Origin of the sequence: Tropicimonas marinistellae (genome assembly GCF_001509585.1) — a bacterium.
In the GTDB taxonomy this organism is placed as follows: Bacteria; Pseudomonadota; Alphaproteobacteria; order Rhodobacterales; family Rhodobacteraceae; genus Tropicimonas; species Tropicimonas marinistellae.
In genome coordinates this window covers 195,784-220,005 of sequence record NZ_LNCI01000010.1, presented here as the reverse complement: position 1 = coordinate 220,005, position 24,222 = coordinate 195,784, and the positions used below count along the sequence as shown (strand labels likewise).

The window sequence follows — 24,222 nt, the reverse complement described above, 5'->3', positions numbered from 1 at the left end:
GTATCTGAAGTTTATAACTTTTTTTGATGGTCGGCCGGAAGCGTGCGCCGCTTGCGGTCTTGCAGGAGGCGCTCGCGTGCCATGCGGGCGGCGGCGCGGTCTGCCTCAATGCCGATGTGGGGGCGATGTGTCAGGCCGGGTAGCTCGGTTCCGACTTCATGGGCGATATCTTCCGGCAGAGCGGGCAGCGTACGGGCGCTGACTTCCAGGCTCTCCACCGGAATGCACTCGGCATAGATCACCTCGTGATGGTCGAGCACCAACGCATAGAACTCCGCAAATCCGCCCGGCCGCAGAAAGATCCGCTCGCCATCGACCAGGTACTGCGCCTTCACCAGCATCTCGGCGGTCTCGGTCAGCCGGTCGTCACCGCGCTGATACACGAAAACCCGCTGCTGCTGCCCAAGGATCAGGTCGCCCACGTTGCCGAGCGTTCCGGCCGGGATCACAACGGGCGCATGTGCACCCACCGTCCGGACGGTCCGTTGCAATACGCAGCGCAACGGTTGCGGGCCATTGTCGCGTGTCAGAAGGCGGTCGCCGGGCCGCAGTGCCTCGACCGGGCGCTGGCTGCCATCCGCGAGGGCGATCTGCGTTCCTTGGCCGAATGCAAGCGCAGTGATATCCGCAAGGCGCACGGTGCCGGGGGCGCTGTCGACCCCGATGAGCGTGTGCGTCTGTCCGGGCTCCAGTGGATCCAGCGGAAGAGCTGCGTGGGTTGTGCGCCCGTGTTGATCGGTCGTTTCCAGCAGCAGCAGGTCGACCTTGTGGCCGCTTGGCCCGAGGAAGGTCAGACGCGCGCTGAGCCGCAGTCCCGCGCCGGCGCAACCGATTTCCGAGCGCCGGGCAACACGCTGCCCAACGCCGTTCTGAGACAGCACGCGCCCGCCGAGGGTGCCGGTGTCGCGGACGAGAAGGTGAAATGGCTCGGCATCAGGGGCGAGGCGGTAGACATCGTCAAGGCACAGTTCGTCGGCCCCGCGCAGTGGATCGCCCAGGTTGGCGCCAGAGACGACACGGAACTGACTGGCAGGAAAGACCTGGCAGGCGTAGTCCGGTTCGAGATCGGGTGTGTCTGTCATCGACGCAGGGCGTGGCTCCGTACTTCGCACTGCAATAGGCCGCAGGGTGGAGGTCGTCAATTGGCCGGGGCGATGCGGGGCACGGCATACGCGGTTGCGGCCGGGCATTCCTGCAGGCAGGGTGGGTTCTCGGCGGCGATGATGAGAGTGCACGCGATGGATCTTGGAATATCGGGTAAACGCGCCTTGGTGACGGCCTCCTCCAAGGGGCTGGGGCTAGGGTGCGCGGAGGCGCTGGCAGCGGCGGGCGTCGATCTGGTGATGAACGCGCGTGGCGCCGAGGCGCTTGAGACCGCGGCGGAGAGAATACGACGGGCGCATGGCGTAGCGGTCACCACCGTTACGGCGGACGTGGGCACCAAGACGGGGCAGGACGACGTGTTGGCGGCCGCCGGTGCGGCCGACATTCTCGTGACAAACGCCGGTGGGCCGCCGCCGGGGATGTGGACAGATTGGGAGCGCGAGGACTTCATCGCGGCGCTGGACGCCAACATGCTCGCCCCCATCGCACTCATGAAGGCACTCTTGCCGGGGATGATTGACGCTGGCTGGGGCCGGGTGGTGAACATAACTTCCGTGTCGGTCAAGGCGCCGGTCGGTTTGCTTGGCTTGTCGAACTCCGCGCGGGCGGGGCTGACGGGATACGTAGCGGGCACGTCGCGACAAGTTGCGCAGCATGGGGTCGTGATCAACAATTTGCTGCCGGGTATTCATGCCACCGACCGCGCAGTGAGTCTCGATCAGGCCGCTGCCGAAGCAGCCGGGATTACACCGGAGGAAGCGAGGTCCCGGCGACTGGAGACGATTCCGGCGCGCCGGTACGGCGATGCGGCAGATTTCGGTGCCATGTGCGCGTTTCTGTGCTCGCAGCAGGCGGCTTTCATCGTCGGGCAGAATATCCTGATGGACGGTGGTGCGACCACGACGGTTTTGTGAACTTCGGTCTGTGGGCGAAGGTCATTGTACCGACGCCGGAAACCACCTTCGTCGCGAAATACAGGTTTGCGGCTCCGCTTCGTTGGCGCAAAGGCATGATCGTGGGCGCGAGCGATCGGCGGGGCTGTCAACGAGGCGCGTCGTTGCGTATATGGCAGCTGTCATGACAGTTCTGAAATTCGCCAATCTCTCCCTGCTCGCCTTGTACCCCTTGGCGTGGTTTGCACCGCTGATGCGGGCAGGCATTCTGCCGCTGTTCGGTATGAGCGAGATCTCGGTGATTTCCGGTTTGCAGTCGCTTTGGCGGAGCGACATTTTTCTCGCACTCCTCGTGACTTGCTTTGCACTCTTCGCGCCGTACCTGAAAACAATCGGCTTGGCGTTGGTGCACTTCAGGATTGCGCGCAAGCGCCTGTTGCCGGCACTCGAAGTGCTGGGACGTCTGGCGATGGCGGATGTCTTCCTGATCGCGCTCTATGTCGTCATTGCCAAGGGAATGGGACTCGGGCGGGTCGAAACGGCATGGGGGTTGTACCTTTTTACCGCCTGCATTCTCGCGTCGCTCGCGATCGGCTACCTGACCGAGCGGCGGAGCGGCTTGCCGCCGGTGACGCGGTAGGGCATCCCTAGCCCATGGCCAAGACACCCACCTTCACCTGTACCGCCTGCGGCGCCACCCACCCGCGTTGGTCGGGCCGCTGCGATGCCTGCGGTGCATGGAACACAATCCAGGAGGAAGCGCCGCTTTCCGCCGGTCCGTCGAAGAAATCGCTCGGCGCGGGGAAAGGGCGGGCGCTGGAATTGCTGGACCTGGCAACCGAGGAGGCACCGCCGCCGCGTACGCGGTCCGGGATGGAGGAACTCGACCGTGTTCTGGGCGGTGGGCTGGTGCCGGCTTCGGCACTCTTGCTGGGCGGCGACCCGGGAATCGGGAAGTCCACGCTTTTGTTGCAGGCCACCGCGCGGTTCGCGTCTGCCGGCCTCTCCTGCGTATACGTCTCGGGCGAAGAGGCCAGCGCACAGGTGCGAATGCGGGCACAGCGGCTGGGCCTGGGGGAAGCGCCTGTCCGGCTCGCTGCCGAGACCAACCTGCGCGACATCCTGACGACGCTCGACCGCGAGCGGCCGCAGCTTGCGGTGATCGATTCGATCCAGACGATGTGGGCGGATAACGTGGAGGCAGCGCCGGGCTCCGTGAGCCAGGTCCGCGCGGCCGCGCATGAGTTGGTCAGCTTCGCAAAGCGGCGCGGTACAGCCGTGATCCTGGTGGGGCATGTGACGAAGGAGGGACAGATCGCGGGCCCCCGCGTTGTCGAGCACATGGTCGACACGGTTCTCTATTTCGAAGGCGAGCGAGGACATCAGTTCCGAATCCTGCGCGCGGTAAAGAACCGGTTTGGCCCCGCCGACGAGATCGGTGTGTTCGAGATGACGGGGCAGGGGCTCCGCGAGGTGACGAATCCCTCCGCCCTGTTCCTGTCGGACCGGGAGGCCCGCAGTCCCGGTGCGGTTGTCTTTGCCGGGATCGAGGGCACGCGCCCGGTTCTCGTGGAGTTTCAAGCGCTGGTCGCCCCCAGCCCGACCCCGCAGGCCCGCCGCACCGTTGTCGGATGGGACAATGCGCGGCTGGCAATGATCCTGGCCGTGCTTGAGGCGCGCTGCGGCATTCCCTTTGCCGGGCTCGATGTTTACCTCAACGTGGCCGGCGGAATGCGGGTCGGCGAACCGGCGGCAGACCTGGCTGTTGCCGCTGCGCTACTGTCGGCGCGCGAGGACGCTGCCCTGCCGCCAGATATGGTCGTGTTCGGGGAAATAAGTCTCAGTGGCGCACTAAGGCCGGTGTCGCAGACAGAAAACAGGTTGAAAGAGGCGCAGAAACTTGGTTTCTCGCAGGCAGCAGTGCCGGAGAGGTCGACCGGGTCGGCCCCTGACGGCTTCGCCATGCGGCCGGTTTCAGACCTGACCGCGTTCGTTGGAGAGATGTTCGGCGCAGGGTAGGCGCCAGAAACAGAGCGGTCCGGGGCAGGAAGGCAATCGAATGGAAGGCTTCACCATCGTCGACGCGGGCGTCGCGGTTATCATCGTGTTTTCGGCGATCCTCGCCTACTCGCGGGGATTCGTTCGCGAGGCGCTGGCCATTGCCGGCTGGATCGCGGCCGCGGTGCTGGCCTACATGTTCGCGCCCAAGGCCGAACCTCTGGTGCGCGAAATCCCGGTCATCAGCGATTTCCTGGACAATTGCACAGCCTCGACGATCGCCGCATTCGCTGGTGTCTTCGCTTTGGCGCTGGTTGTTTTCGCGCTCTTCACGCCTCTTTTCTCTTCGATCGTGCAACGCTCGGCGCTCAATGCGATCGATCAGGGGCTGGGCTTTCTCTTCGGCGTGCTGAGGGGGATGCTGCTCATTGTCATCGCGCTGGTCGTCTACGATTTCGCCGTAGGGGCCCAGGGGCTCGAAGTGGTCGAAGAGAGCCGTTCTGCGCAGGTGTTTGCCTCGATGCAGGAACGCGTCAGCGGCGAGATCGCCGATCAGGAAACGGCGCTTGCCTGGCTGACGGACAAATTCAACGGCCTGATCGACGTTTCATGCGGAGTGACGTCGGCGCCCGCCGAAATTGAACCTGCGGTGCCCCCAACGGATGCGGACGCGAACTGATTGGGCTTGCGGGAACCTGCGTCAATGAGCGATCCGGTCGCCGGCATTCCGCCCGAGAATTGAGCGGTACGAGAAACCGCGCGGTGCTCGTTGATATGTAAGAAAAAACGCGCGACGCATGGTGTCTTCGGTTGCCCAGATACCGTGTTTTGCATGTGTAGTCTGTGACACGGGGATGACACCCGGCGTACAAAACCGTAAACAGGCGGCGCTGCCACCCTCCCGGATTCGGAGCCATCTGCCATATGTCTGCCGCGCCAGAGACGCTACAGCCGTTTCCCGCACACCCTTTCGACGACGATAAACTCCGTGAAGAGTGCGGCGTTTTCGGGGTCACCGGTATCGCCGATGCCGCAAATTTCGTCGCCCTTGGGCTCCACGCGCTACAACATCGTGGCCAGGAAGCTGGGGGAATCGTCACCCACAACCAGGGCACCGGATTCCATTCGGCGCGCCGGTTCGGGTACGTGCGGGACAATTTCACCTCTGCGAAGCTGATGGAAACGTTGCCCGGCGATTTGGCGATCGGCCACGTCCGGTACTCCACCGCCGGTTCCAAGGGGCGTACCGAGATCCGCGATGTGCAGCCCTTTTTCGGCGAGTTCTCCATGGGCGGAGCAGCAATCGCCCACAATGGAAACATCACCAACGCGAACGCCCTCCGGCGCGAGCTGATCGACCGCGGGTCGATTTTCCAGAGCAGTTCCGACAGCGAGTGCATCATCCATCTGATGGCGCGTTCCCTGCAGCGCGACATCCCCGAGCGGATGAAGGATGCGCTCCGCCGTGTCGAAGGTGCCTTTTCCGTGGTGGCGATGACTCGCACCAAGCTGATCGGCGTGCGCGATCCGCTGGGCGTGCGGCCACTTGTGCTGGGGCGTGTCGGCGGCGGCTGGGTGCTCAGCTCGGAAACCTGTGCGCTGGACATCATCGGTGCCGATTTCATCCGGGAGATCGAGCCGGGCGAGATGGTCGTGATATCCCCGGAGCGTGGCCTGCTGAGCTACCGTCCCTTCGAAGCCAAGCGGTCTCGCTTCTGCATCTTCGAGCACGTGTATTTCAGCCGGCCGGATTCCATCCTCGGTGGCCGGTCCGTCTATGAAACGCGCCGGCAGATCGGGGTGGAACTGGCACGTGAAAACCCGGTGGAGGCCGATCTTGTCTGCCCGGTTCCCGACAGCGGAACGCCCGCGGCCATCGGCTACAGCCAGGAGAGCGGCATCCCCTACGCGATGGGGATCATCCGCAACCAGTACATGGGCCGCACCTTCATCGAGCCCACCGAGCAGATCCGCAACATGGGCGTGCGGTTGAAACTGAACGTCAATCGGGCCTTGATTGCCGGCAAGCGCGTGATCCTCGTGGACGATTCCGTGGTGCGCGGAACGACGAGCCGCAAGATCAAGGAGATGATCCTCGATGCCGGCGCGAAGGAGGTGCATTTCCGCATCGCCTCGCCGCCGACGGCGTGGCCGTGCTTCTACGGCGTTGATACGCCTCAGCGCGAGAAGCTGCTGGCCGCCACGATGTCCGAAGAGGAAATGCGGCAGCATCTGGCGGTGGACAGCCTGAAATTCATCTCGCTGGACGGACTATACCGTGCCGTCGGGGAGGCGGAGGGACGTGCCGCGGATTGCCCGCAATATTGCGATGCCTGTTTTTCCGGTGAATACCCGGTGGAGCCGGCCGATATGCTTGAACGCGGGTTCAAACTGAAGACCGCCGCGGAATGAGCACGCCGCTGGCCTGACCTTTGTCAGGCGGCGTCGGCAACCTCTGCTGCGCCCTCCTGCATCGTGGCGGCGACAACGCCGTAAACGTCCGTCCAAGCGCGGCGACACTGCGGCGTGAACGCATCTCCGAGCCCGGTATCCAACGTGTCGATGAGCGCGCTGCCGACGGTCTGGTAGTGCTCCGGTGTCACACCGTAACCGGCGTGGCGCGCACCAAGTTGGCGCAGCGTGGGCAAAAGAGCGTCCGCCCGGTCAAGCGATCCAACCGCAAAGGCGAGCGCCTGCATGAGCTTCTTTTTCTGCGCGGCAAGATCGCTGGGAAAGAGCGCGCGCAGGGTGGGGTCGGCCGCGAACAGCTTGTCGTAGAAAATGTCGGCGGCGGCGTCGGAAATCGCGGCGACGGCGCGGAAACTGGTCTGCACTTCGCGAATGGTGTCTGGGGTCATGGTCGGGTCTCCTTTGTCCGAAGTCCCGTCCAGCCTGAAACCGCTTCGTTGCGGCAATGTTTCGGCCCGTGCCGGAAAATGCTTCACTTGTTTCAGTGCGCAGCGATGTCGGAGTTGCTTCAGAACGGGAAGAAAACCGGGATCGCGACAAGCGTGACCAACGCAACCCAGAGGGTGAGCGGCAGGCCGCATTTCAGGAAATCGGCAAACTTGTAGTTGCCGGGCCCAACGACCAGCGTCACCACCGGCGAGGAGACAGGAGAGGCGAAGCCCGCGGAGCCCGCGACAAGCACGGCTATGGCCAGGGGCATTGGCGAGACCCCCATCGAGAGCGCCGCATTGACCGCAATGGGTGCCACGAGCACCAGCGTCGCGGTGTTCGACAGGATCCAACTGAGCGACATTGTCAGGAAGAACAGCGCGAACATCACCGCGCGCGGGTTGTCGTCGCCGGCCACTTGAAGGAGCGAGGAGACGATCATGTCCGTTCCGCCGGTCTTGTCCAGCGCCTGTGCCAACGGCAGCATGCCGGCAATCAGCACAAGCGTTTCCAGCTTGATCGAGCGATAGGCCTGGTTGGTGCTGACGGTACCGGTCATGACTGCGGCAATCGCCGCCAGGATCACCGCGATGGTCACCGACATCCCCCCGAGTGAGACCGCGATCATCGCGAAGAGGATGATTAGGGCAATCCAGAGCTTGTTCGAGTTGGGCACCGATTGCGCCCGTTCGGCCGGTTCTTCCACGATCACGAAATCCCGCCCGGCAGAATTGATCGCATCGAGACGCGTCCACTTTCCGGCCACCAGCAGACGGTCGCCTCCCTTGAGCGGAGTGCTCTGCATGTCGCCGAGGGGCTTGGTGCCGCGCAGGATGTTGAGCACTTCCAGCCCATAGTGTTCGCGAAAGCCGAGTTCGGCGAGGCTGCGGCCGCGAATCGAGGCTTCGGGATGGATCATGACCTCAAGGATGCCCAGCGTGTCGATCCAGGCGTTCATGTCGTCGAAAAAGCTGCCCACGGGTTCGATACCGGGCCGGTCGGAAAAACCTGCGATCTCCGCCGCGTCGCCGGTGACGACAATCAGGTCGCCCTGCTGAAAATCCATGCCCGCCGCGTAGAGCGAGGTGTGCGGATTGCCGCGTGGCCCTCGGCGGCGCCGTGCGAGGATGCGGGGGGCGGCGTCCTCCAGTGCCTTGGCGTCCGCACCTGAAAAACTCTGCTCCAGACGGAGTGTTTCAACCCGTTCCACGCCATGCACCCGGTACATGTCGGCAAAGGAGCGGTCGGCGCGGCGCGGGCGGTCTGCGCCGTCGGCCATCAGTGGCCCGAGCAGGTGCCGACCGGCGAACGCGAAGAAGACGACCGTGCCCACCAACACGATCACGCCGATGATGGTGAAGCTGAAGAAACCGAGCGGCTTGCCGGTCGCATCGCGCAGCGCATCGGATACCGCCAGGTTGCCGGGGGTACCGATGAGCGTCAGCATGCCGGAGACCATTGCCCCAAAGGACATGGGCATCAGCAGGCGCGCTGCGTTGATTCCGGTGTCGCGGGCCACGCGCATCACGATGGGAATGAAGATCGCCACCACCGCGGTCGAGGACATGACCGAGCCCAGGAGTGCCGCGCCGACGCAGAGCGGGATCATCAGGCGCACTTCCTGGCCGCGCCCCTGCTTCAGGATAAGATCGCCCACTGTGCGGGCGACTCCGGTGCGGTCCAACATCTCGCCGACGACGAAGAGGCCGGCAACCATGATGATGATCGTCGCCCCGAAGCCCGAGACCGCTTCGGCGGGGGTGAGAATGCCCGTCAGCGCCAACGTCACCAGCACCAGCAGCGCGATCAGGTCATAGCGGACCCTGTTCGACGCCATAAGAACGGCGGCAAGGCCGATCAGGTAGAAGACGAGGGTGGCGTCGCTGGGCATAGGTGACCTCGTGGAAAATCGCCGGGACGTAACCGGGAGCGGCAAGTCTTTGGCACCATACCGCCAAATCCGCGATGCGTCCCATGCGCGTGCTGCCGCATGTGAAGGACAAGCTTGAGGGGAAGGGGGCGCCGACGCCGGCCACCGGCAGGCGTACCGGCTTTGGCCAGATCCTGCCGGTCCCGCGAATGCGCCCCTTTCGGCCCGGTGCAAAGGGTGGTAGATCGCCGCTCCACTCAGCCGCGGAAACGGTGACCCCGACACTGCGGACGATTTTTTCTCAGGGTTTTCATTGCGACCGGCGGCGCTCAGATGAGTTGTGGTCCGCTGGCGTTGTGCGAGCGAAAGGATATTCGATGTCCACGAATGCCCGGGTGGCCGCTGCGGCGACCCAGAAGAACCGCTTCCGAACCGGCGAGACGAGTCTTATCGGGGTCTTCGGCCACCCCGACGACCGCCGCGCGCTCGTGCGCCATCCATCGGGACGGATCGAGAAGGTGCGGCCGGGAGAACGGCTGAAAGGCGGCCGGGTCGCCGCGATTGAGGCTGACTCGCTGGTCTATCTCTCAAGCGGCCGGGAACGGCGCTTGAAAATGCCGTCCGATTGACGGCTTCGGCTTGACCTTGCCACGGGTGGCGGTGCAGTCAGCCTTCATGACGACACCGACCCCTGACACTGCCGTTCGATTGGCGCTCGTGACGGGCGCCTCGCGCGGCCTCGGCGCGGCGATGGCCGAGCAACTCGCACCCGAATTTCACGTAATGGCCGTCGCCCGCACCGTGGGCGGGCTGGAAGAACTCGATGACCGCATCCAGGCGCGTGGCGGGCAAGCGACGCTCGCGCCGCTCGACGTCACCGACGACGGGGCGATGCAGCACCTGTGCCGGTCCATCCACGACCGGTGGGGCGGGGTGGATCTATGGCTCCACACGGCCGCGCATGCCGCGCCGCGCACGCCGACCGACCAGGTGGAAGGCAAGGACTGGGAGCGGTCCCTGGCGACCAATGTCGAGGCGGTGCGGCGCCTCATCACCTATGTGGCGCCGCTCCTGCGCGCCCGCGAAGGCGCGCGCGCCGTTTTCCTCGACGATGACCGGGCCGGGCAGGCGTTCTTTGGCTGCTACGGGGCCACCAAGGCCGCTCAGATGGCGCTGGTCCGGTCCTGGGCGGCGGAGACGCAGCGGACCGGACCCAAGGTCGAGATCCTGCGGCCCGAGCCGGTCCCGACCGCGCTGCGGGCGCGGTTTTTCCCCGGCGAGGATCGGGCGGCGCTGGCGGATGTCGGGGCGGAGGGCGCGCGGCTGGTGTCGCTGCTGGGCGAGAAGGCCGGCGCCTGATTGGGCGTGTCTCACGCGTGAGACATGGCGCGACCTTATATTTTTCAAAGAGTTACAGGCGCCAATTAACCTTTCGTTAACGCCTTCCGCGTCCACATCTTCGCGCGCACGCCGTCAGTGCACCGGTTGGGGCGGTCAGAAGAGGAAATCGGAGGCTTTTAAAACGTCGCTTCCGTCCGATCCCAGATCGACGCGAATCCGCAGATCGTCCTCATCTGTCTTCGAGGTGATCACGAGAACCGATCCGGGAAGATCGCGGATCTTCAGATCGCCGAGACCGTCGTATCCGAAGCTGCGCAGGTCGATGAGATCCAGCCCCGACTGGAAATCCGAAATGGTGTCTTCCCACCGGCCGCGCGAAAAATCCTGCCGGATAAAAACGAATTTGTCCCCGCCGCCGCCGCCAATCAGGATGTCGTCGCCCAGGCCGCCGCGAAGTGTGTCCCGCCCCCCACCGCCGTCGAGTCGGTTACTGCCGCTGTCGCCGATCAGCCGATCCTGATGGCGCGAACCTTCAATGGCTTCGATTCCGATCAAGAGGTCGCCTTGGGCATGTCCGCCAACCGTCCGTTCCTTTCCGAGATGGATCTCGACGGAAGCCTCACTGCCCTTGTAGCTGGCGGTGTCATAGCCTCCGCCGCCGATGAGAGTGTCCTTTCCGGCGCTGCCACGGAGCGTGTCGTTCCCGCCCAGCCCTCTGAGAAGGTTGACCTTCTCATCGCCCACAAGCAAGTCGTTGTGGGTCGATCCGGACAGGTTCTCAATGCTCTTGAGGCGGTCGCCTTCGGCGTGGCCGCGAGAGGCCGCGCCCGTTTCCAGATTGACCTGAACGCCCTTGAAGGAGCCGCGATAGGTGGCTTCGTCCTTGCCGTTGCCGCCGATCAGCCTGTCGGCGCCGCTGCGGCCTTCGAGCAGGTCGCTGCCCTTGCCACCTTGCAGGACATTGTCTGCTCCATCGCCGACCAGGGTATCCGCGTGGTCAGAGCCGATGATGTTCTCGATGGCGTTGAGTGTATCGCCCTCGGCATGGCCGCCTTTGTTGAGGCCAGTGGAAAGGTCGATCTTTACGCCGGCGCGGCTGAGGCTGTAATCCGCCGCATCGTCGCCCCCGCGGCCGTCAAGCCAGTCTCCGCCAGCGCCACCCATCAGGATATTGTCCGCACCATTGCCGATCAGCCGGTCGCCTGCCTTGCGGCTGCCAACGATGTTCTCGATGTTGCGGTAGGTGTCGCCCTTGGCGTCACCGAACTGACCCTCGCCCTTGGCCAGATTGACCGTGACCTTCTTCGGGCTGGTCCAGTAGGAGACGGTGTCGCCGGTTTCGCGGTGGCCGCGTCCATCGTAGAAGACGGGTTCCTCGCAACTTTCGAAGAGATCGTCTTTTTTCGTGCCGATGACCTCGTCTTCGCAGAAGCGTTCGCCGGTGAACCCAAGGTTGTTGAAATCCACCTCGCCGTTGGTGCCGGACAGGATCGCGGTCACGTATTGGATGCGCGAGGGGAAATCGAGCGGGTAATCCTGGGCGGTCTGCACTACGCCCGTGCCGAGATCGGGCGTGAAATCCAGCCGGCCAACGACCTTGCGGTCGGCGTCGCGAAAGGTGAACTGGATCCGGTCCACATCGTAGGTTTCGGTGTGGTAGTTCCAGAAGTGCAGGTCCGTGAGGTTGTATTCGAGCCCGAAATCGAACTCCAGTTCCAGCGGCTGGCTGTTGATCCAGACATGGCTGGCCTGGGTATGTGTCTCCGTCGTCTCCGGTGAGGCGGCGTCGATGATGTTGATCAGCGATTGCGCTGTGGTGACGTTGACGAAGGGATTGGCATCCATCGAGTCGCCAAGCGACACGTCGATGTTGTCGATGTTGAGATAGGTCATGGCAAGGGCCGCTCCTGTGCGCGCGCGGATTACTATTTACCTTGGGTAACCAGCCTCTGCGATACGCTTTTCCCTGTCAACTTTCCTGCGTTAGATCGCAGCGCGGCCGGAGGCGGCCGCAGCACGAGCGACCGAGGCGGCGTGCGACCGGGGCGCCGGGCGCGCATACGTGGTGCGAGACTGGCGCGCGCGGCACGATCGCGGCGGCGGCTGCGTCAGCGCGGCGCGTGGTGACTTGCCCCACCTGCGGCCTCGGTCTAAGCAGGACGGGAGAGCAAGAGGCCGGGCATGCGCATTCTGATAACGAACGACGACGGGATCAACGCCCCGGGGCTCTCGGTCCTGCATCGTATCGCGGAACAGGTGGCCGGGCCGGAGGGCGAGGTGTGGACCGTGGCGCCGGCCTTCGAGCAATCGGGTGTCGCCCATTGCATCAGCTACATCCATCCGACGATGATCGCGAAAATGGGTGAGCGGCGCTACGCCGCGGAGGGCAGCCCGGCGGATTGCGTGCTTGCGGGCGTGCATGACGTGTTGGCGAAGAATCGCCCCGATCTGGTGCTTTCCGGCGTCAACCGAGGCAATAACGCGGGTGAAAACACGCTCTATTCGGGAACGATCGGCGGCGCCATGGAAGCCGCGCTTCAAGGGTTGCCGGCGATCGCGCTGTCGCAGTTTTTCGGGCCGCACAACGCGGCGCTCGATGATCCGTTCGAGGCTGCGGCGGAGCATGGCGCGGCACTGGTCCGGGACCTGCTCGACCGGGGCGACTGGGAGAGCAACGGCGGATACCGGACGTTCTACAATGTCAATTTCCCGGCGTGCCCGGCGGCGGCCGTCAAGGGGCGCCGCGTGACCGTTCAGGGGGTCCGGCCCGGCGTGCGGTTCTCGGTGGAAGCCACGCACGCGCCCTCGGGGCGGCGGTATCTCTGGGTCCGTGGCGGGCCGCAGGATGTCGCGACCGGCGAGGGGACGGACGTTCAGGCCAATATCGAGGGCTATATTTCGGTCACGCCGATGCGGGCGGACCTGACCGCGCATGACCGTATCGCGGCGCTGAAGGCGGCGCTGGAATGAGCTGGACCGCCGAACAGAAGATGCGCCTGCTGTTCGCGCTGCGCTCCAAGGGGGTGACGGACAAGCGGGTGCTGACGGCGATGGAGAGCGTGGACCGCGGCCTTTTCGTGCAGGGGCTCTTTGCCGACCGCGCCTATGACGACACGCCGCTGCCCATCGCCTGCGGCCAGACGATCAGCCAGCCGTCGATCGTCGGGTTGATGACGCAGGCGCTGGAGGTCAATCCGCGCGACAAGGTGCTGGAGCTGGGCACCGGGTCGGGCTACCAGGCGGCGATCCTGTCGCAGCTGGCGCGGCGGGTCTACACGGTGGAGCGGTTCAAGCGGCTGGTTGACCAGTCGCAGGCCGTGTTCGACCGGCTCGGCATGACCAATATCACCACCTTTCTGAGCGACGGAAGCCACGGCCTGCCGGAACATGCGCCGTTCGAGCGGATCATTGTCACCGCGGCGGCCGAAGATCCGCCCGGCCCGCTCTTGGCGCAACTGGGCATCGGCGGTATCATGGTGTTGCCCGTCGGCCAGTCCGACGCGGTGCAGACGCTGATCCGGGTCCGTCGGACCGAGCAGGGGTACGATTACGACGAACTCTGTCCGGTGCGTTTCGTGCCGCTGCTGGAAGGGCTCGGACGGGAATGAGAGAGATGTATTTCAATGGCGGTTTGCGGGCAGATTTGCCGCGGCCGCGCGAGACTTACCCAGACGCCCCGAGAAGAGGGCGCTGCGATTGAGGAGTGAGAGCCGATGCGCCCGATCCTGAGCCTTTGCGCCAGCCTTGTTGCCCTGAGCGCCTGTTCCACCAACGAGCTTGATCTGGACTTGCGCGACCTCGGGCGCGGTTTCGACACCAGCGATGCGGTGAGCGTGGAAACGGCGGCGCGGCCACGGCCCGACGACCGCGGCGTCATCTCCTATCCCAATTACCAGGTGGTCGTGGCCCGGCGGGGGGATACCGTTGCCGATGTCGCGGCCCGGCTTGGCACCATCGCGCCGGAGGAGCTGGCCCGGTACAACGGTGTGCCGGTGAATGCGCCGCTGAACCAGGGCGAGATCCTGGCGCTTCCGCGCCGCGTGGCGGAGCCCTCGCCGGCGACCGGGGCCGCGGGCACCGGGCCGATCCTGCCGGCCGATAACGTGGATATCGAGACGCTCGCCGGCGGTGCCATTGATCGCGCGGGGACGACGGGCGGCGGCACGCAGGTCGCGTCGCAACAGATCGGGCAGGAGCCGGTGCGTCACCAGGTGGCGGCTGGCGAGACCGCCTATTCCATCGCGCGGCTCTACGGCGTTTCGCCGAAATCGCTGGCGGAGTGGAACGGGCTCGGGCCGGACCTGGAGGTGCGCGCCGGCCAGTACCTGTTGATCCCGGTGGTGATCGACCGGCCGGCGGCGCGGCCGGCAACGGCAAGCGCCACGTCGGCGCCGGGGCAGGGCAGCCAGACCCCGACGCCGCCAAGTGCGGCCGCGCCGCTGCCGGACGAACGGACCGCGCCGGTGGCCGCCACCGCGACGGCCGAGAGCCCGGAAGTGGAAGGCACACCGGAATCTCCCGACCTCGGCCAACAGGCGACAGAAGCATCGAGCACGCGCATGACGGCGCCCGTTGGCGGGTCGATCATCCGCGATTTCAGCAAGGGCAGGAACGACGGCATCGACATCTCGGCCAGTTCGGGCGAGGCGGTGAAGGCCGCGGACGGCGGCGTCGTCGCCGCGATCACCGAAGACACCGACCAGGTGCCCATCGTGGTGTTGCGCCACGAGGGCGGTGTATTGACCGTCTATGCCAATGTGGAAGACCTGAAGGTCAAGAAAGGCGACAGGGTCAGCCGCGGCCAACCCATTGCCACGGTGCGGGATGCGGCGTCGCCGTTCCTGCATTTCGAAGTGCGCGAAGGCGTGGAAGCGGTGGACCCGACCCCCTACCTGAACTGACATGACCTGATCGGGCGCGAGGTGCCGAAAACCTTCCCCCAGGGAATTTCGTCAGCGTTCCCGCGGACCTGTGCTACGCTCCACCCGCGAACAGGAACCTGGGAGGCACCTATGAACAGATGGATGGGCTTTGCGGCCCTCGCGCTTGGCGCGGGGCTGTCTTCGGCAGCGGCCGAAACCATGGAGGAACGCGGCGAGTACCTTGTGCAGGGTCCGGCGGGCTGTGGAAACTGCCACACGCCGCTTGGACCGGAGGGGCCAGTGGCGGCGCAGGACCTTGCCGGCCGGCTGGTGGAGAAGATCGATGCGTTCACCGCCATCGCGCCAAATATCACCCCTGCGGGCCGGGTTGCGGATTGGAGTGACGCGGAACTGGCGCGCGCGATCCGGGAGGGCATACGACCTGACGGTTCTGTCATCGGCCCGCCCATGCCCTTCACCTTCTACCGTGGGTTGTCGGACGGCGACCTGTCGGCAATTGTCGCGTATTTGCGAACAGTCCCGGCCGTTGAGATGGATCCTGGAGAATCCGTTTACAATATCCCGTTGCCACCGGCCTACGGCCCACCGGTCGAGACCGTGGCCGACGTCCCGCGCGGGGTAACTGAGGAATACGGCGCCTATCTGGCCGGGCCCGTGGCCCATTGCATGGAGTGCCATACGCCATTTGGGCCGCAGGGGCCGATGGTGGAGACCGATCTTGGCCGAGGCGGGTTCGAGTTCCACGGTCCCTGGGGCGTCTCTGTCGCGCCGAACCTGACCAGCCATGCCGACGGTCTCGCGGAGTATTCCGACGACGAGATTGCCACGATGGTCACGCAGGCAAAACGGCCTGACGGGTCGATGATGTTGCCGCCGATGCCCTATGGGTACCTGGCCCGCATGACGGCGGACGATCTGTCGGCGATCATCCTCTATCTTCGGAGCCTGCCACCGCTGCCGGACAAATCCTGACGACGGTGGCCCGACCGCCGTGACGAAAACCTGACACCCGGAGCCCGTGTCGCGGGGTCCGGGCTTGCGTCGTGGAACGGGACGTGCAAAATTCAATCAAACGTTTGATTGAATTTTGAGTCGCCCGATGACCACGACCGACCCACCACTCAGCCCATCCGACCAGACACGCGCGGCGCTTATCGATGCCGCAATCGCGCTGTTCGGCCGGGAGGGCTATCGTGGAACCAGCACGCGCGCCATTGCCCAGAAGGCCGGAACCAACGTCGCTTCCATCGCCTACCACTTCGGCGGCAAGGAGGGTTTGCGGCTGGCCTGTGGTACCGCCATCGCGGAGCGGGTCGCGGGTGTGCTGGGCAGGGTCGAAATGCCGGTGGCGGAGACGCCCGAACAGGCGTTGGCGCAGTTCGAGCGGGTCATTTCGGCATTCGTCCACTTTCTGCTCCTGGAGCAGGGAGAGAGCGACATCGTCGCCTTCGTCATGCGGGAATTGTCCGAGGACGGGCCGGCGGTGGCGATCATGTACGAGCGCACGATGGAACCGCGCCATCGTGCATTCTGCCGTCTCTGGGAGGTCGTCACCGGCTGGCCGGCGGAGAGCGAGCAAACCCGTCTCACCGTCTTCGCGATGATCGGTCAGGTTCTCTATTTCCGTGTCGGCCAGTCGATTGTCGAACGCCGAATGGGCTGGGACGGCATGGGCGAGGCGGAGGTGGCGCAGATCACCGCCGTGCTGCTCGCCAACTTGCGCGCAATGTTCGACGCCAACCGGAGATCCGAGCCATGAGCGATTTCGTTTGCACGATACCGGTCCTCGCGACCTTCTTCGCGGCCTGCACCGGGCTGCCGCCGCTGGCGACGGGCTATGTGGAAGGCGAGTACAGGTTGATCGCGCCGATCACCACCGCGCGCATCGAGGAGTTGAAGGTCAACCGAGGCGACCGGATCGAGGCGGGTGCGGTTCTGGCGGTGATGGAGACGCGGGATGCGACCATCGCCCTTGCCGAGGCGCGCGCCGGGCTGGAAGCCGCCGAAAGCGAGTTGAACAACCTGCGCGAGGGACGGCGTAAGGAGGAGATCGAGGTGATCGAGGCATCGCTTGCCTCCGCCCGCGCCGAGGCGGCAGAGGCGGAGCGGGAGGCCGAGCGGCTGGAAGGTCTGGCAGCGCGTGGTATCTCGCCCTCGGCCGAGGCCGAGGATGCCCGAACGCGGGTGGACGTCGCCAAGGCGAAGATCGCCGAGGTGGAGGCCAATCTCGCCGTGGCGAAACTGCCCGCGCGCCCGCACGAGATCGACGCGGCGCAGGCGGCGGTGGCGCAGGCAAGTGCGGGGGTCGATGCCGCCGAATGGCAATTGGAGCGGCGCACCCTGACGGCGCCGGCAGGCGGGGCAATCCACGAGATCTTGCGCACCGACGGCGAGATTGCCGGGCCGCAGGCGCCGGTGCTTTCCATGTTGCCGGATGGCGCGGTGCTGCTGCGGCTCTATGTGCCGCAATCGGAGGTCTCCCGGCTCTCCATCGGCTCGACGCTGGACGTGAATTGCGACGGCTGCCCGGAGGGGCAGACCGCACAGGTGACCTACGTCGCGGATGGGCCGGAGTTCACCCCACCGGTGATCTACTCGCTCGACAACAGGCAGAAGCTGGTCTTCCTCGTCGAGGCACGGCCGGACGCGGCATCGCATTGGCTCAAGCCGGGGCAGATCGTCGATGTCCGGCTGACGGAGAACCCGGCGTGAGCACCGAACCGGCGATCCGGGTCGAAGGGCTGGTCAAGCGGTTCGGAGACCGAACCGTGGTGGATCATGTGTCGATGGATGTGAACCGTGGCCAGATCACCGGCTTCCTGGGCCCCAACGGATCGGGCAAGACGACGATGATCCGGGTGATGTGCGGGTTGCTGACGGCTGATGGCGGCACGGGCACGGTTCTGGGCTACCAGCTCGGGCGTGACACGCGGCGCATCAAGAGCGAAATCGGCTACATGACGCAGCGGTTCTCGCTCTACGAGGACCTGACGATCCGCGAGAACCTGGCGTTCGTGGCCGGGCTCTACGGGTTGCGGCCGTTGCGCAAGGTGGTGGACGAGGTGCTGGAGGGGCTTGGCCTTTCCAGCCGGCAGCACCAGCTTGCCGGTGCGCTCTCGGGGGGCTGGAAACAGCGCATGGCGCTGGCCGCCTGCGTGATGCACAAGCCGAGGCTGCTGCTGCTGGACGAACCGACCGCCGGCGTGGACCCGAAGGCGCGGCGCGATTTCTGGGAGGAGATCCACCACCTTGCCGCCGGGGGAATGACGGTTCTGGTTTCCACGCACTACATGGACGAGGCCGAACGCTGCCATTTCGTCAATTACATCTCCTACGGCAAGCTGGTCGCCTCCGGCACCGTGGAAGAGGTGATCGCCCATGCGGGGCTGACCACCTTCCTGCTGGAAGGGGAGATGGAGAAGGTGACGGCGGCGGAACGGATGCTGCGCGGCATGCCCGGCGTGGCGGAAACCGCGCCCTTCGGCACGTCGCTTCATGTGGTCGGTCGGGATGCCGCGGCGTTGAAGGACTCGGTTCAACACGTGGCCGCGGAAACCGGTACGCGGATGAGCGCGACCGAGACCAGCCTGGAAGATGCCTTCATCCGGTTCATGAGCGAAGCGCAGGACAACATGGCATGAGTTGGTTTTCGCTGCGGCGCCTGCGGGCGCTCCTGAGGAAGGAGGTGATCCAGATGCGGCGCGACCGGATCACCTTTGCCATGATGATCGGCGTGCCGCTGATGCAGCTTCTGCTCTTCGGCTTCGCCATCAACAACGATCCAAAGGACTTGCCTGCTGCGCTGGTTGCTCCGACGCAGGACCGGTATTCCCGGGCGATCGTCACGGCGCTGGAGATGACGGGCTACTACCGGTTCGACCACATCACCTCGTCGGCGGCGGAGGCCGAGGCGCTGATTGAGCGCGGCGCTGTTTCCTTTGTTGTGACAATCCCGTCCGATTTTGACCGGCGTATCGACAAGGGAGACAATCCGCAAATCCTGATCGAAGCCGATGCCACTGACCCGGCCGTCGCGTCCGGTGCGATCTCCACCCTTGGGCAGGTGGCAAGCGAGGCGCTGCTGCACGAGAGCGGGCAGGAGGCGGAGGCCGCCGATGCCGCCCGCAGCCAGCTCGAAGTGGTGGTGCACCGCCGTTACAACCCCGAGGGCGTCACCCAGTACAATATCGTGCCGGGGCTGCTAGGCGTGATCCTCCAGATGACAATGGTGATGATGACCTCCATGGCGCTGACGCGGGAGGTGGAGCGCGGCACGATGGAAAACCTGCTCGCCATGCCGGCGACGGGGCTGGAGATCATGCTGGGCAAGATCCTTCCCTATCTCGGTGTCGGTGCGGTGCAGGTGGCGCTGGTGCTGTCGGCGGCCAAGGCGCTCTTCGGCGTGCCATTCGTGGGCTCGCTCTGGCTGTTGCTGACAGGGGTGTTCATCTTCGTCCTGTCGCTCGTGCTGTTGGGCTACACGATCTCCACCGCGGCCCGAACCCAGATGCAGGCCATGCAGCTGACGTTCTTCTTCTTTCTGCCCTCGCTGCTTCTCTCCGGGTTCATGTTCCCCTATCGCGGCATGCCGGTCTGGGCGCAGGTACTGGGCGAGCTTTTCCCGCTCACCCATTTCCTGCGAATGATCCGGGCGGTGATGCTGAAGGGGGCCGACTTGACGAATGTCTCCGCACCGATGGCTGCACTCGTCGTGTTCGTTCTGGCCTATGCCGGTATTGCTCTCACACGGTTCCGCCGGACATTGGATTAAGCGACGGACCCCAAGCCGGCCACTCAGCACGCCGCGCGGCCGCCTGCGGCCCTATCGAACCGCGACCGCGCCACGACACCCGAGCCCCGAAACGAAAAGACCCCCGCCGATGGGCGGGGGTCCGGTTATTTTCGCAGGGGATGGCGCGCGATCAGAGGTCGCGGCTCTCCGGCGTATCCACGATGAAGGCATCGTCCAGATCGCCACCGACCACGTCGTCCACCGGCGCAGCCAGGGCGGCGGCGGCTTCGGCCTCGGCCTGACGCTGCTCGATAACGTCGCGGTCGCGGTCGCGGGCGATCTTCTGCACGCGACGGGTCGCACCGCCGGTGCCGGCCGGGATAAGGCGACCGACCAGGATGTTCTCCTTCAGGCCGATCAGCTTGTCCTTCTTGCCCTGGACCGAGGCTTCGGTCAGCACGCGCGTGGTCTCCTGGAAGGAGGCGGCGGACATGAAGCTGCGGGTCTGCAGGCTGGCCTTGGTGATCCCCAGAAGGATCGGCTGACCCTCGGCCGGACGCCGGCCCTGGTCGAGCGCCTTCTCGTTGGCCGCGTCGAACTCCGTCTTGTCCACGTGCTCGCCCTTGAGCAGCGTGGTCTCGCCTGAGTCGAGGATCTCCCACTTCTGCAGCATCTGGCGAACGATCACCTCGATGTGCTTGTCGTTGATCTTCACGCCCTGAAGCCGGTAGACGTCCTGCACCTCGTCGATCATGTAATCGGCGAGCGCCTCGACACCCATGATCGCCAGGATGTCATGCGGCGCCGGGTTGCCGTCCATGATGTAGTCGCCCTTCTGCACGAAGTCGCCTTCCTGCACCGGGATGTGCTTGCCCTTGGGCACCATGTACTCGACGGGCTCCAGAGAATCGTCGCCCGGCACGATGGAGATCCGGCGCTTGTTCTTGTAGTCGCGCCCGAACTTCACGTAGCCGTCGGCCTCCGCGATGATCGCGTGATCCTTCGGACGGCGTGCTTCGAAGAGTTCGGCCACCCGCGGCAGACCGCCGGTGATGTCCTTCGTCTTCGCGCCCTCGCGCGGGATACGCGCCACAACGTCGCCGGCCTTGACGGCGGTGCCGTCCTCGACCGAGAGGATGGCATCCACCGACATCGGGTAGGTGACAGGGTTGCCCGCCTCGTTGCGTATCGGCTCCCCGGTTTCGGGATTGACGATGATGATCTCCGGCTTGAGTTCGTTGCCCTTGGGCGCGGAGCGCCAGTCGGACACGATCTTCTGGGTCATGCCGGTGGCATCATCGGTCTCCTCGCGTACGGAGATGCCGCTGATCAAATCCACGAACTTCGCGGTACCGGCCTTCTCGGCGATGATCGGCAGGGTGAACGGATCCCATTCGAAGAGCTTGTCGCCGCGGGCGACGGTGGCGCCGTCCTTGACGAAGACCTTCGTGCCGTAGCCGATCTTGAAGCTGCCGCGTTCTGCGCCGTGATCGTCCACGATGGCGATCTGCATGTTGCGGCCCATGACCACCTGCTCGCCGGCATCGTTGACCAGAATATTGGGATTCTGGAACACGATCTTGCCGTCCTGGTTGGCCTCCTGGAACGACTGCTGACCACCCTGGGCCACGCCGCCGATGTGGAAGGTCCGCATCGTCAGCTGCGTGCCGGGCTCGCCGATCGACTGGGCGGCGATGATACCGACTGCTTCGCCGATGTTGACCATCGTGCCGCGGGCAAGGTCGCGCCCGTAGCACATGGCGCACACGCCTTCCTCGGCCTCGCAGGTCAGCGGGCTGCGGATGCGTACCGAGGCGAGACCGGAATTCTCGATCTCGTCGGCCTTGCGCTCGTCGATCAGCTCGTTGCGGGCCACGAGCACCTCGTCCGTGCCCGGACGCAGGATGTCGTCGGCGGCCACGCGGCCAAGGATCCGCTCGCCGAGCGAGGCCACGACTTCGCCGTCGTTCACCGCCGGTTCAGCGGTGATCGCGCGGTCGGTGCCGCAATCGGTGTCACGGATGATGCAGTCCTGCGCCACGTCCACGAGGCGGCGGGTCAGGTAACCCGAGTTCGCGGTTTTCAGGGCCGTGTCCGACAGACCTTTCCGGGCGCCGTGGGTGGAGTTGAAGTACTCCAGCACCGTCAGGCCTTCCTTGAAGTTCGAGATGATCGGCGTCTCGATGATCTCGCCCGACGGCTTGGCCATGAGGCCGCGCATGGCGCCGAGCTGCTTCATCTGCGTCACGGAGCCCCGTGCCTTGGAATCGGCCATCATGTAGACCGAGTTCGGCTCGAGTTCCTGGCCGTTCTCGTCCTTCCGCTTCGCGGAGATGGTGTTCATCATGGCCTCGGTGACCTTGTCGTTGCACTTCGACCAGGCATCGACGACCTTGTTGTACTTCTCACCCTGGGTGATCAGGCCGTCCATGTACTGCTGTTCGAAGTCCTTGACCTGCTCCTTGACGCTGTCGACGATCTCCCACTTGTTGTCGGGGATCACCATGTCGTCCTTGCCGAAGGAGATGCCGCCCTTGAAGGCCTCCTTGAAACCCATGGACATGATCTGGTCGCAGAAGATGACCGATTCCTTCTGGCCGCAATAGCGGTAGACGGTGTCGATGACCTTTTGAACTTCGCCCTTCTTCAAGAGCTTGTTCACCAGATCGAAAGGCGCCTTGGCGTTCTTCGGCAGGAGCGCGCCGAGCCGGACCCGGCCCGGGGTCGTTTCGTAGCGCTTCAGCACTTCCTGGCCGTGCTCGTCGATCTGCGGCACGCGACACTGGATCTTCGCATGCATATGCACCTCTCCGGCGTCGAGGGCATGCTGCACCTCTTCGATCCCGGAGAAGATCATGCCTTCGCCCTTCATGCCTTCGCGCATCAGCGAGACATAGTAGAGGCCGAGGATCATGTCCTGCGAGGGCACGATGATCGGCGCGCCGTTGGCGGGCGACAGCACGTTGTTGGTCGACATCATCAGCACGCGGGCTTCGAGCTGGGCTTCCAGCGAAAGCGGCACGTGAACGGCCATCTGGTCGCCGTCGAAGTCGGCGTTGAAGGCCGAGCAGACGAGCGGGTGAAGCTGGATCGCCTTGCCTTCGATGAGCGTGGGTTCAAACGCCTGGATGCCGAGACGGTGCAGGGTGGGGGCGCGGTTCAGGAGAACCGGGTGCTCCCGGATGACCTCGTCGAGGATGTCCCAGACCTCCGGACGTTCTTTCTCCACCAGCTTCTTGGCCTGCTTCACGGTCGAGGAGAGCCCGCGGGCCTCCAGACGCGAGTAGATGAAGGGCTTGAAGAGTTCGAGCGCCATCTTCTTCGGCAGGCCGCATTGGTGCAGCTTCAGCTCCGGACCGGTCACGATGACCGAGCGGCCGGAGAAGTCCACGCGCTTGCCGAGAAGGTTCTGCCGGAAGCGGCCCTGCTTGCCCTTGAGCATGTCGGAGAGCGATTTCAGCGGGCGCTTGTTGGCACCGGTGATCACCCGGCCGCGGCGGCCGTTGTCGAACAGAGCGTCAACGGATTCCTGCAGCATCCGCTTCTCGTTGCGGATGATGATGTCCGGCGCGCGCAACTCGATCAGCCGCTTGAGGCGGTTGTTCCGGTTGATGACCCGGCGGTAGAGGTCGTTGAGGTCCGAGGTCGCGAAGCGGCCACCGTCCAGCGGCACCAGCGGGCGCAGTTCCGGCGGGATCACGGGGACGACGGTGAGGATCATCCATTCCGGACGGTTGCCGGATTCGAGGAAGTTCTCGACGATCTTCAGACGCTTGATGATCTTCTTGGGCTTCAGCTCGCCGGTGGCTTCCTTCAGCTCCTCGCGGAGTTGTTCGGCCGTCGACTCGAGGTCGATCTGGCTGAGCATCTCGCGGATCGCCTCGGCACCGATGTTCGCCGTGAAGGCGTCCATGCCGTAGGTGTCCTGGGCATCCATGTACTCTTCCTCGGACATGAGCTGTCCGTAGGTGAGGTCGGTCAGCCCCGGCTCGATGACCACGTAGTTCTCGAAGTAGAGGATGCGCTCAAGGTCGCGCAGGGTCATGTCCAGCATCAGGCCGATGCGGGAGGGCAGGGACTTCAGGAACCAGATATGCGCAACGGGCGCTGCCAGTTCGATATGGCCCATACGTTCGCGGCGCACCTTCTGCAGCGTGACTTCCACGCCGCATTTCTCGCAGACGACGCCGCGATACTTCATGCGCTTGTACTTGCCGCAGAGGCATTCGTAGTCCTTGATCGGGCCGAAGATCCGGGCGCAGAACAGGCCGTCGCGCTCGGGCTTGAAGGTCCGGTAGTTGATGGTCTCGGGCTTCTTGATCTCGCCGTAGGACCAGCTGAGAATCCGTTCGGGGCTCGCGAGGCTCACCTTGATCTCGTCGAAGACCTTCGGCGGCGTCAGCGGGTTGAACGGGTTGTTGGTCAGTTCCTGGTTCATCTTCAAATCCTTGAAATGGTGCGGGAGGGGGGAGCCGGGCGACCGTCAGGCCGCCCGCTTCGGGC

General features: G+C 64.9%; 20 protein-coding genes. 15 read left to right on the top strand and 5 right to left on the bottom strand.

Features of this window, described 5'->3' with window-relative positions:
- Nucleotides 1–11 precede the first annotated feature (11 nt).
- Nucleotides 12–1,082 carry a Hint domain-containing protein gene (locus ARC39_RS20480; protein ID WP_068117112.1) on the bottom strand — a complete coding sequence of 357 codons (1,071 nt, stop codon included), beginning with the start codon at nucleotides 1,080–1,082 and terminating at the stop codon, nucleotides 12–14.
- Between the two features lie 156 nt (nucleotides 1,083–1,238).
- On the opposite strand from ARC39_RS20480, the gene ARC39_RS20475 reads away from it, so the two are divergent.
- The 5 genes from ARC39_RS20475 to purF all read left to right on the top strand — a co-directional run bounded on the left by ARC39_RS20475 (nucleotide 1,239) and on the right by purF (nucleotide 6,407).
- The gene (locus tag ARC39_RS20475; protein WP_068117206.1) at nucleotides 1,239–2,018 is read left to right on the top strand and encodes an SDR family oxidoreductase; all 780 of its coding nucleotides are present in this window, start codon (nucleotides 1,239–1,241) and stop codon (nucleotides 2,016–2,018) included.
- A 163-nt stretch (nucleotides 2,019–2,181) separates the two neighbouring features.
- Nucleotides 2,182–2,637, top strand: a complete 456-nt coding sequence (locus tag ARC39_RS20470) for a paraquat-inducible protein A (RefSeq protein ID WP_068117109.1) — start codon at nucleotides 2,182–2,184, stop codon at nucleotides 2,635–2,637.
- Between the two features lie 14 nt (nucleotides 2,638–2,651).
- Entirely contained in the window at nucleotides 2,652–4,016 is a 1,365-nt protein-coding gene (radA, locus tag ARC39_RS20465; protein ID WP_068117105.1) for a DNA repair protein RadA, read from the top strand.
- A gap of 40 nt (nucleotides 4,017–4,056) precedes the next feature.
- Nucleotides 4,057–4,674 carry a CvpA family protein gene (locus ARC39_RS20460; RefSeq protein ID WP_068117102.1) on the top strand — a complete coding sequence of 206 codons (618 nt, stop codon included), beginning with the start codon at nucleotides 4,057–4,059 and terminating at the stop codon, nucleotides 4,672–4,674.
- A 245-nt stretch (nucleotides 4,675–4,919) separates the two neighbouring features.
- On the top strand, nucleotides 4,920–6,407 hold the full coding sequence (gene purF, locus ARC39_RS20455) for an amidophosphoribosyltransferase (RefSeq protein WP_068117099.1): 1,488 nt from the start codon (nucleotides 4,920–4,922) through the stop codon (nucleotides 6,405–6,407).
- A 23-nt stretch (nucleotides 6,408–6,430) separates the two neighbouring features.
- On the opposite strand, the gene ARC39_RS20450 is transcribed toward purF, so the two are convergent.
- On the bottom strand, nucleotides 6,431–6,853 hold the full coding sequence (locus ARC39_RS20450; protein ID WP_068117097.1) for a globin family protein: 423 nt from the start codon (nucleotides 6,851–6,853) through the stop codon (nucleotides 6,431–6,433).
- A 119-nt stretch (nucleotides 6,854–6,972) separates the two neighbouring features.
- Complete coding sequence (locus ARC39_RS20445) at nucleotides 6,973–8,784, bottom strand: SLC13 family permease (RefSeq protein ID WP_068117094.1); 1,812 nt, start codon at nucleotides 8,782–8,784, stop codon at nucleotides 6,973–6,975.
- A 356-nt stretch (nucleotides 8,785–9,140) separates the two neighbouring features.
- Between ARC39_RS20445 and ARC39_RS25705 the strand changes: the two genes are divergently transcribed.
- Both ARC39_RS25705 and ARC39_RS20435 read left to right on the top strand, forming a co-directional pair.
- On the top strand, nucleotides 9,141–9,392 hold the full coding sequence (locus tag ARC39_RS25705; protein ID WP_149866498.1) for a hypothetical protein: 252 nt from the start codon (nucleotides 9,141–9,143) through the stop codon (nucleotides 9,390–9,392).
- Between the two features lie 46 nt (nucleotides 9,393–9,438).
- Nucleotides 9,439–10,122, top strand: a complete 684-nt coding sequence (locus ARC39_RS20435; protein ID WP_068117088.1) for an SDR family NAD(P)-dependent oxidoreductase — start codon at nucleotides 9,439–9,441, stop codon at nucleotides 10,120–10,122.
- Nucleotides 10,123–10,257: 135 nt separating this feature from the next.
- Here the strand turns inward: ARC39_RS20435 and ARC39_RS20430 are convergent, their stop codons facing one another.
- Nucleotides 10,258–11,997 carry a M10 family metallopeptidase C-terminal domain-containing protein gene (locus ARC39_RS20430; RefSeq protein WP_068117084.1) on the bottom strand — a complete coding sequence of 580 codons (1,740 nt, stop codon included), beginning with the start codon at nucleotides 11,995–11,997 and terminating at the stop codon, nucleotides 10,258–10,260.
- Nucleotides 11,998–12,285: 288 nt separating this feature from the next.
- Between ARC39_RS20430 and surE the strand changes: the two genes are divergently transcribed.
- The 8 genes from surE to ARC39_RS20390 all read left to right on the top strand — a co-directional run bounded on the left by surE (nucleotide 12,286) and on the right by ARC39_RS20390 (nucleotide 19,758).
- Nucleotides 12,286–13,074, top strand: coding sequence for a 5'/3'-nucleotidase SurE (surE, locus tag ARC39_RS20425; RefSeq protein ID WP_068117082.1), 789 nt, complete (start codon nucleotides 12,286–12,288; stop codon nucleotides 13,072–13,074).
- Nucleotides 13,071–13,712, top strand: coding sequence for a protein-L-isoaspartate(D-aspartate) O-methyltransferase (locus ARC39_RS20420; RefSeq protein ID WP_068117079.1), 642 nt, complete (start codon nucleotides 13,071–13,073; stop codon nucleotides 13,710–13,712). The genes surE and ARC39_RS20420 overlap by 4 nt, the downstream gene beginning before the upstream one ends.
- Nucleotides 13,713–13,817: 105 nt before the next feature.
- Nucleotides 13,818–15,005 carry a M23 family metallopeptidase gene (locus tag ARC39_RS20415; RefSeq protein WP_068117072.1) on the top strand — a complete coding sequence of 396 codons (1,188 nt, stop codon included), beginning with the start codon at nucleotides 13,818–13,820 and terminating at the stop codon, nucleotides 15,003–15,005.
- A gap of 111 nt (nucleotides 15,006–15,116) precedes the next feature.
- Nucleotides 15,117–15,959, top strand: coding sequence for a c-type cytochrome (locus ARC39_RS20410; protein ID WP_068117070.1), 843 nt, complete (start codon nucleotides 15,117–15,119; stop codon nucleotides 15,957–15,959).
- A 127-nt stretch (nucleotides 15,960–16,086) separates the two neighbouring features.
- Nucleotides 16,087–16,746: a CerR family C-terminal domain-containing protein gene (locus ARC39_RS20405; protein WP_068117068.1), complete on the top strand. Its 660-nt coding sequence runs from the start codon at nucleotides 16,087–16,089 to the stop codon at nucleotides 16,744–16,746.
- A complete protein-coding gene (locus ARC39_RS20400) occupies nucleotides 16,743–17,699 on the top strand; it encodes an HlyD family secretion protein (protein WP_068117066.1) in 957 nt (318 codons plus the stop codon). Before ARC39_RS20405 ends, ARC39_RS20400 begins: the two co-directional genes overlap by 4 nt.
- Nucleotides 17,696–18,628 (top strand): ABC transporter ATP-binding protein, encoded by a 933-nt coding sequence (locus ARC39_RS20395; RefSeq protein WP_068117061.1) that lies wholly within the window; start codon nucleotides 17,696–17,698, stop codon nucleotides 18,626–18,628. Before ARC39_RS20400 ends, ARC39_RS20395 begins: the two co-directional genes overlap by 4 nt.
- Nucleotides 18,625–19,758 (top strand): ABC transporter permease, encoded by a 1,134-nt coding sequence (locus tag ARC39_RS20390; RefSeq protein WP_068117059.1) that lies wholly within the window; start codon nucleotides 18,625–18,627, stop codon nucleotides 19,756–19,758. The genes ARC39_RS20395 and ARC39_RS20390 overlap by 4 nt, the downstream gene beginning before the upstream one ends.
- A 151-nt stretch (nucleotides 19,759–19,909) precedes the next feature.
- Here ARC39_RS20390 and rpoC read toward each other — a convergent pair whose 3' ends face one another.
- Nucleotides 19,910–24,157: a DNA-directed RNA polymerase subunit beta' gene (gene rpoC / locus ARC39_RS20385; protein ID WP_068117056.1), complete on the bottom strand. Its 4,248-nt coding sequence runs from the start codon at nucleotides 24,155–24,157 to the stop codon at nucleotides 19,910–19,912.
- Nucleotides 24,158–24,222 lie beyond the last annotated feature (65 nt).

What these genes read in the sequence shown, in the direction of transcription:
- ARC39_RS20480 (WP_068117112.1), bottom strand. Translation starts at nt 1,082, where the DNA reads ATGACAGACACACCCGATCTCGAACCGGACTACGCCTGCCAGGTCTTT.
- ARC39_RS20475 (WP_068117206.1), top strand. Translation starts at nt 1,239, where the DNA reads ATGGATCTTGGAATATCGGGTAAACGCGCCTTGGTGACGGCCTCCTCC.
- ARC39_RS20470 (WP_068117109.1), top strand. Translation starts at nt 2,182, where the DNA reads ATGACAGTTCTGAAATTCGCCAATCTCTCCCTGCTCGCCTTGTACCCC.
- radA (WP_068117105.1), top strand. Translation starts at nt 2,652, where the DNA reads ATGGCCAAGACACCCACCTTCACCTGTACCGCCTGCGGCGCCACCCAC.
- ARC39_RS20460 (WP_068117102.1), top strand. Translation starts at nt 4,057, where the DNA reads ATGGAAGGCTTCACCATCGTCGACGCGGGCGTCGCGGTTATCATCGTG.
- purF (WP_068117099.1), top strand. Translation starts at nt 4,920, where the DNA reads ATGTCTGCCGCGCCAGAGACGCTACAGCCGTTTCCCGCACACCCTTTC.
- ARC39_RS20450 (WP_068117097.1), bottom strand. Translation starts at nt 6,853, where the DNA reads ATGACCCCAGACACCATTCGCGAAGTGCAGACCAGTTTCCGCGCCGTC.
- ARC39_RS20445 (WP_068117094.1), bottom strand. Translation starts at nt 8,784, where the DNA reads ATGCCCAGCGACGCCACCCTCGTCTTCTACCTGATCGGCCTTGCCGCC.
- ARC39_RS25705 (WP_149866498.1), top strand. Translation starts at nt 9,141, where the DNA reads ATGTCCACGAATGCCCGGGTGGCCGCTGCGGCGACCCAGAAGAACCGC.
- ARC39_RS20435 (WP_068117088.1), top strand. Translation starts at nt 9,439, where the DNA reads ATGACGACACCGACCCCTGACACTGCCGTTCGATTGGCGCTCGTGACG.
- ARC39_RS20430 (WP_068117084.1), bottom strand. Translation starts at nt 11,997, where the DNA reads ATGACCTATCTCAACATCGACAACATCGACGTGTCGCTTGGCGACTCG.
- surE (WP_068117082.1), top strand. Translation starts at nt 12,286, where the DNA reads ATGCGCATTCTGATAACGAACGACGACGGGATCAACGCCCCGGGGCTC.
- ARC39_RS20420 (WP_068117079.1), top strand. Translation starts at nt 13,071, where the DNA reads ATGAGCTGGACCGCCGAACAGAAGATGCGCCTGCTGTTCGCGCTGCGC.
- ARC39_RS20415 (WP_068117072.1), top strand. Translation starts at nt 13,818, where the DNA reads ATGCGCCCGATCCTGAGCCTTTGCGCCAGCCTTGTTGCCCTGAGCGCC.
- ARC39_RS20410 (WP_068117070.1), top strand. Translation starts at nt 15,117, where the DNA reads ATGAACAGATGGATGGGCTTTGCGGCCCTCGCGCTTGGCGCGGGGCTG.
- ARC39_RS20405 (WP_068117068.1), top strand. Translation starts at nt 16,087, where the DNA reads ATGACCACGACCGACCCACCACTCAGCCCATCCGACCAGACACGCGCG.
- ARC39_RS20400 (WP_068117066.1), top strand. Translation starts at nt 16,743, where the DNA reads ATGAGCGATTTCGTTTGCACGATACCGGTCCTCGCGACCTTCTTCGCG.
- ARC39_RS20390 (WP_068117059.1), top strand. Translation starts at nt 18,625, where the DNA reads ATGAGTTGGTTTTCGCTGCGGCGCCTGCGGGCGCTCCTGAGGAAGGAG.
- rpoC (WP_068117056.1), bottom strand. Translation starts at nt 24,157, where the DNA reads ATGAACCAGGAACTGACCAACAACCCGTTCAACCCGCTGACGCCGCCG.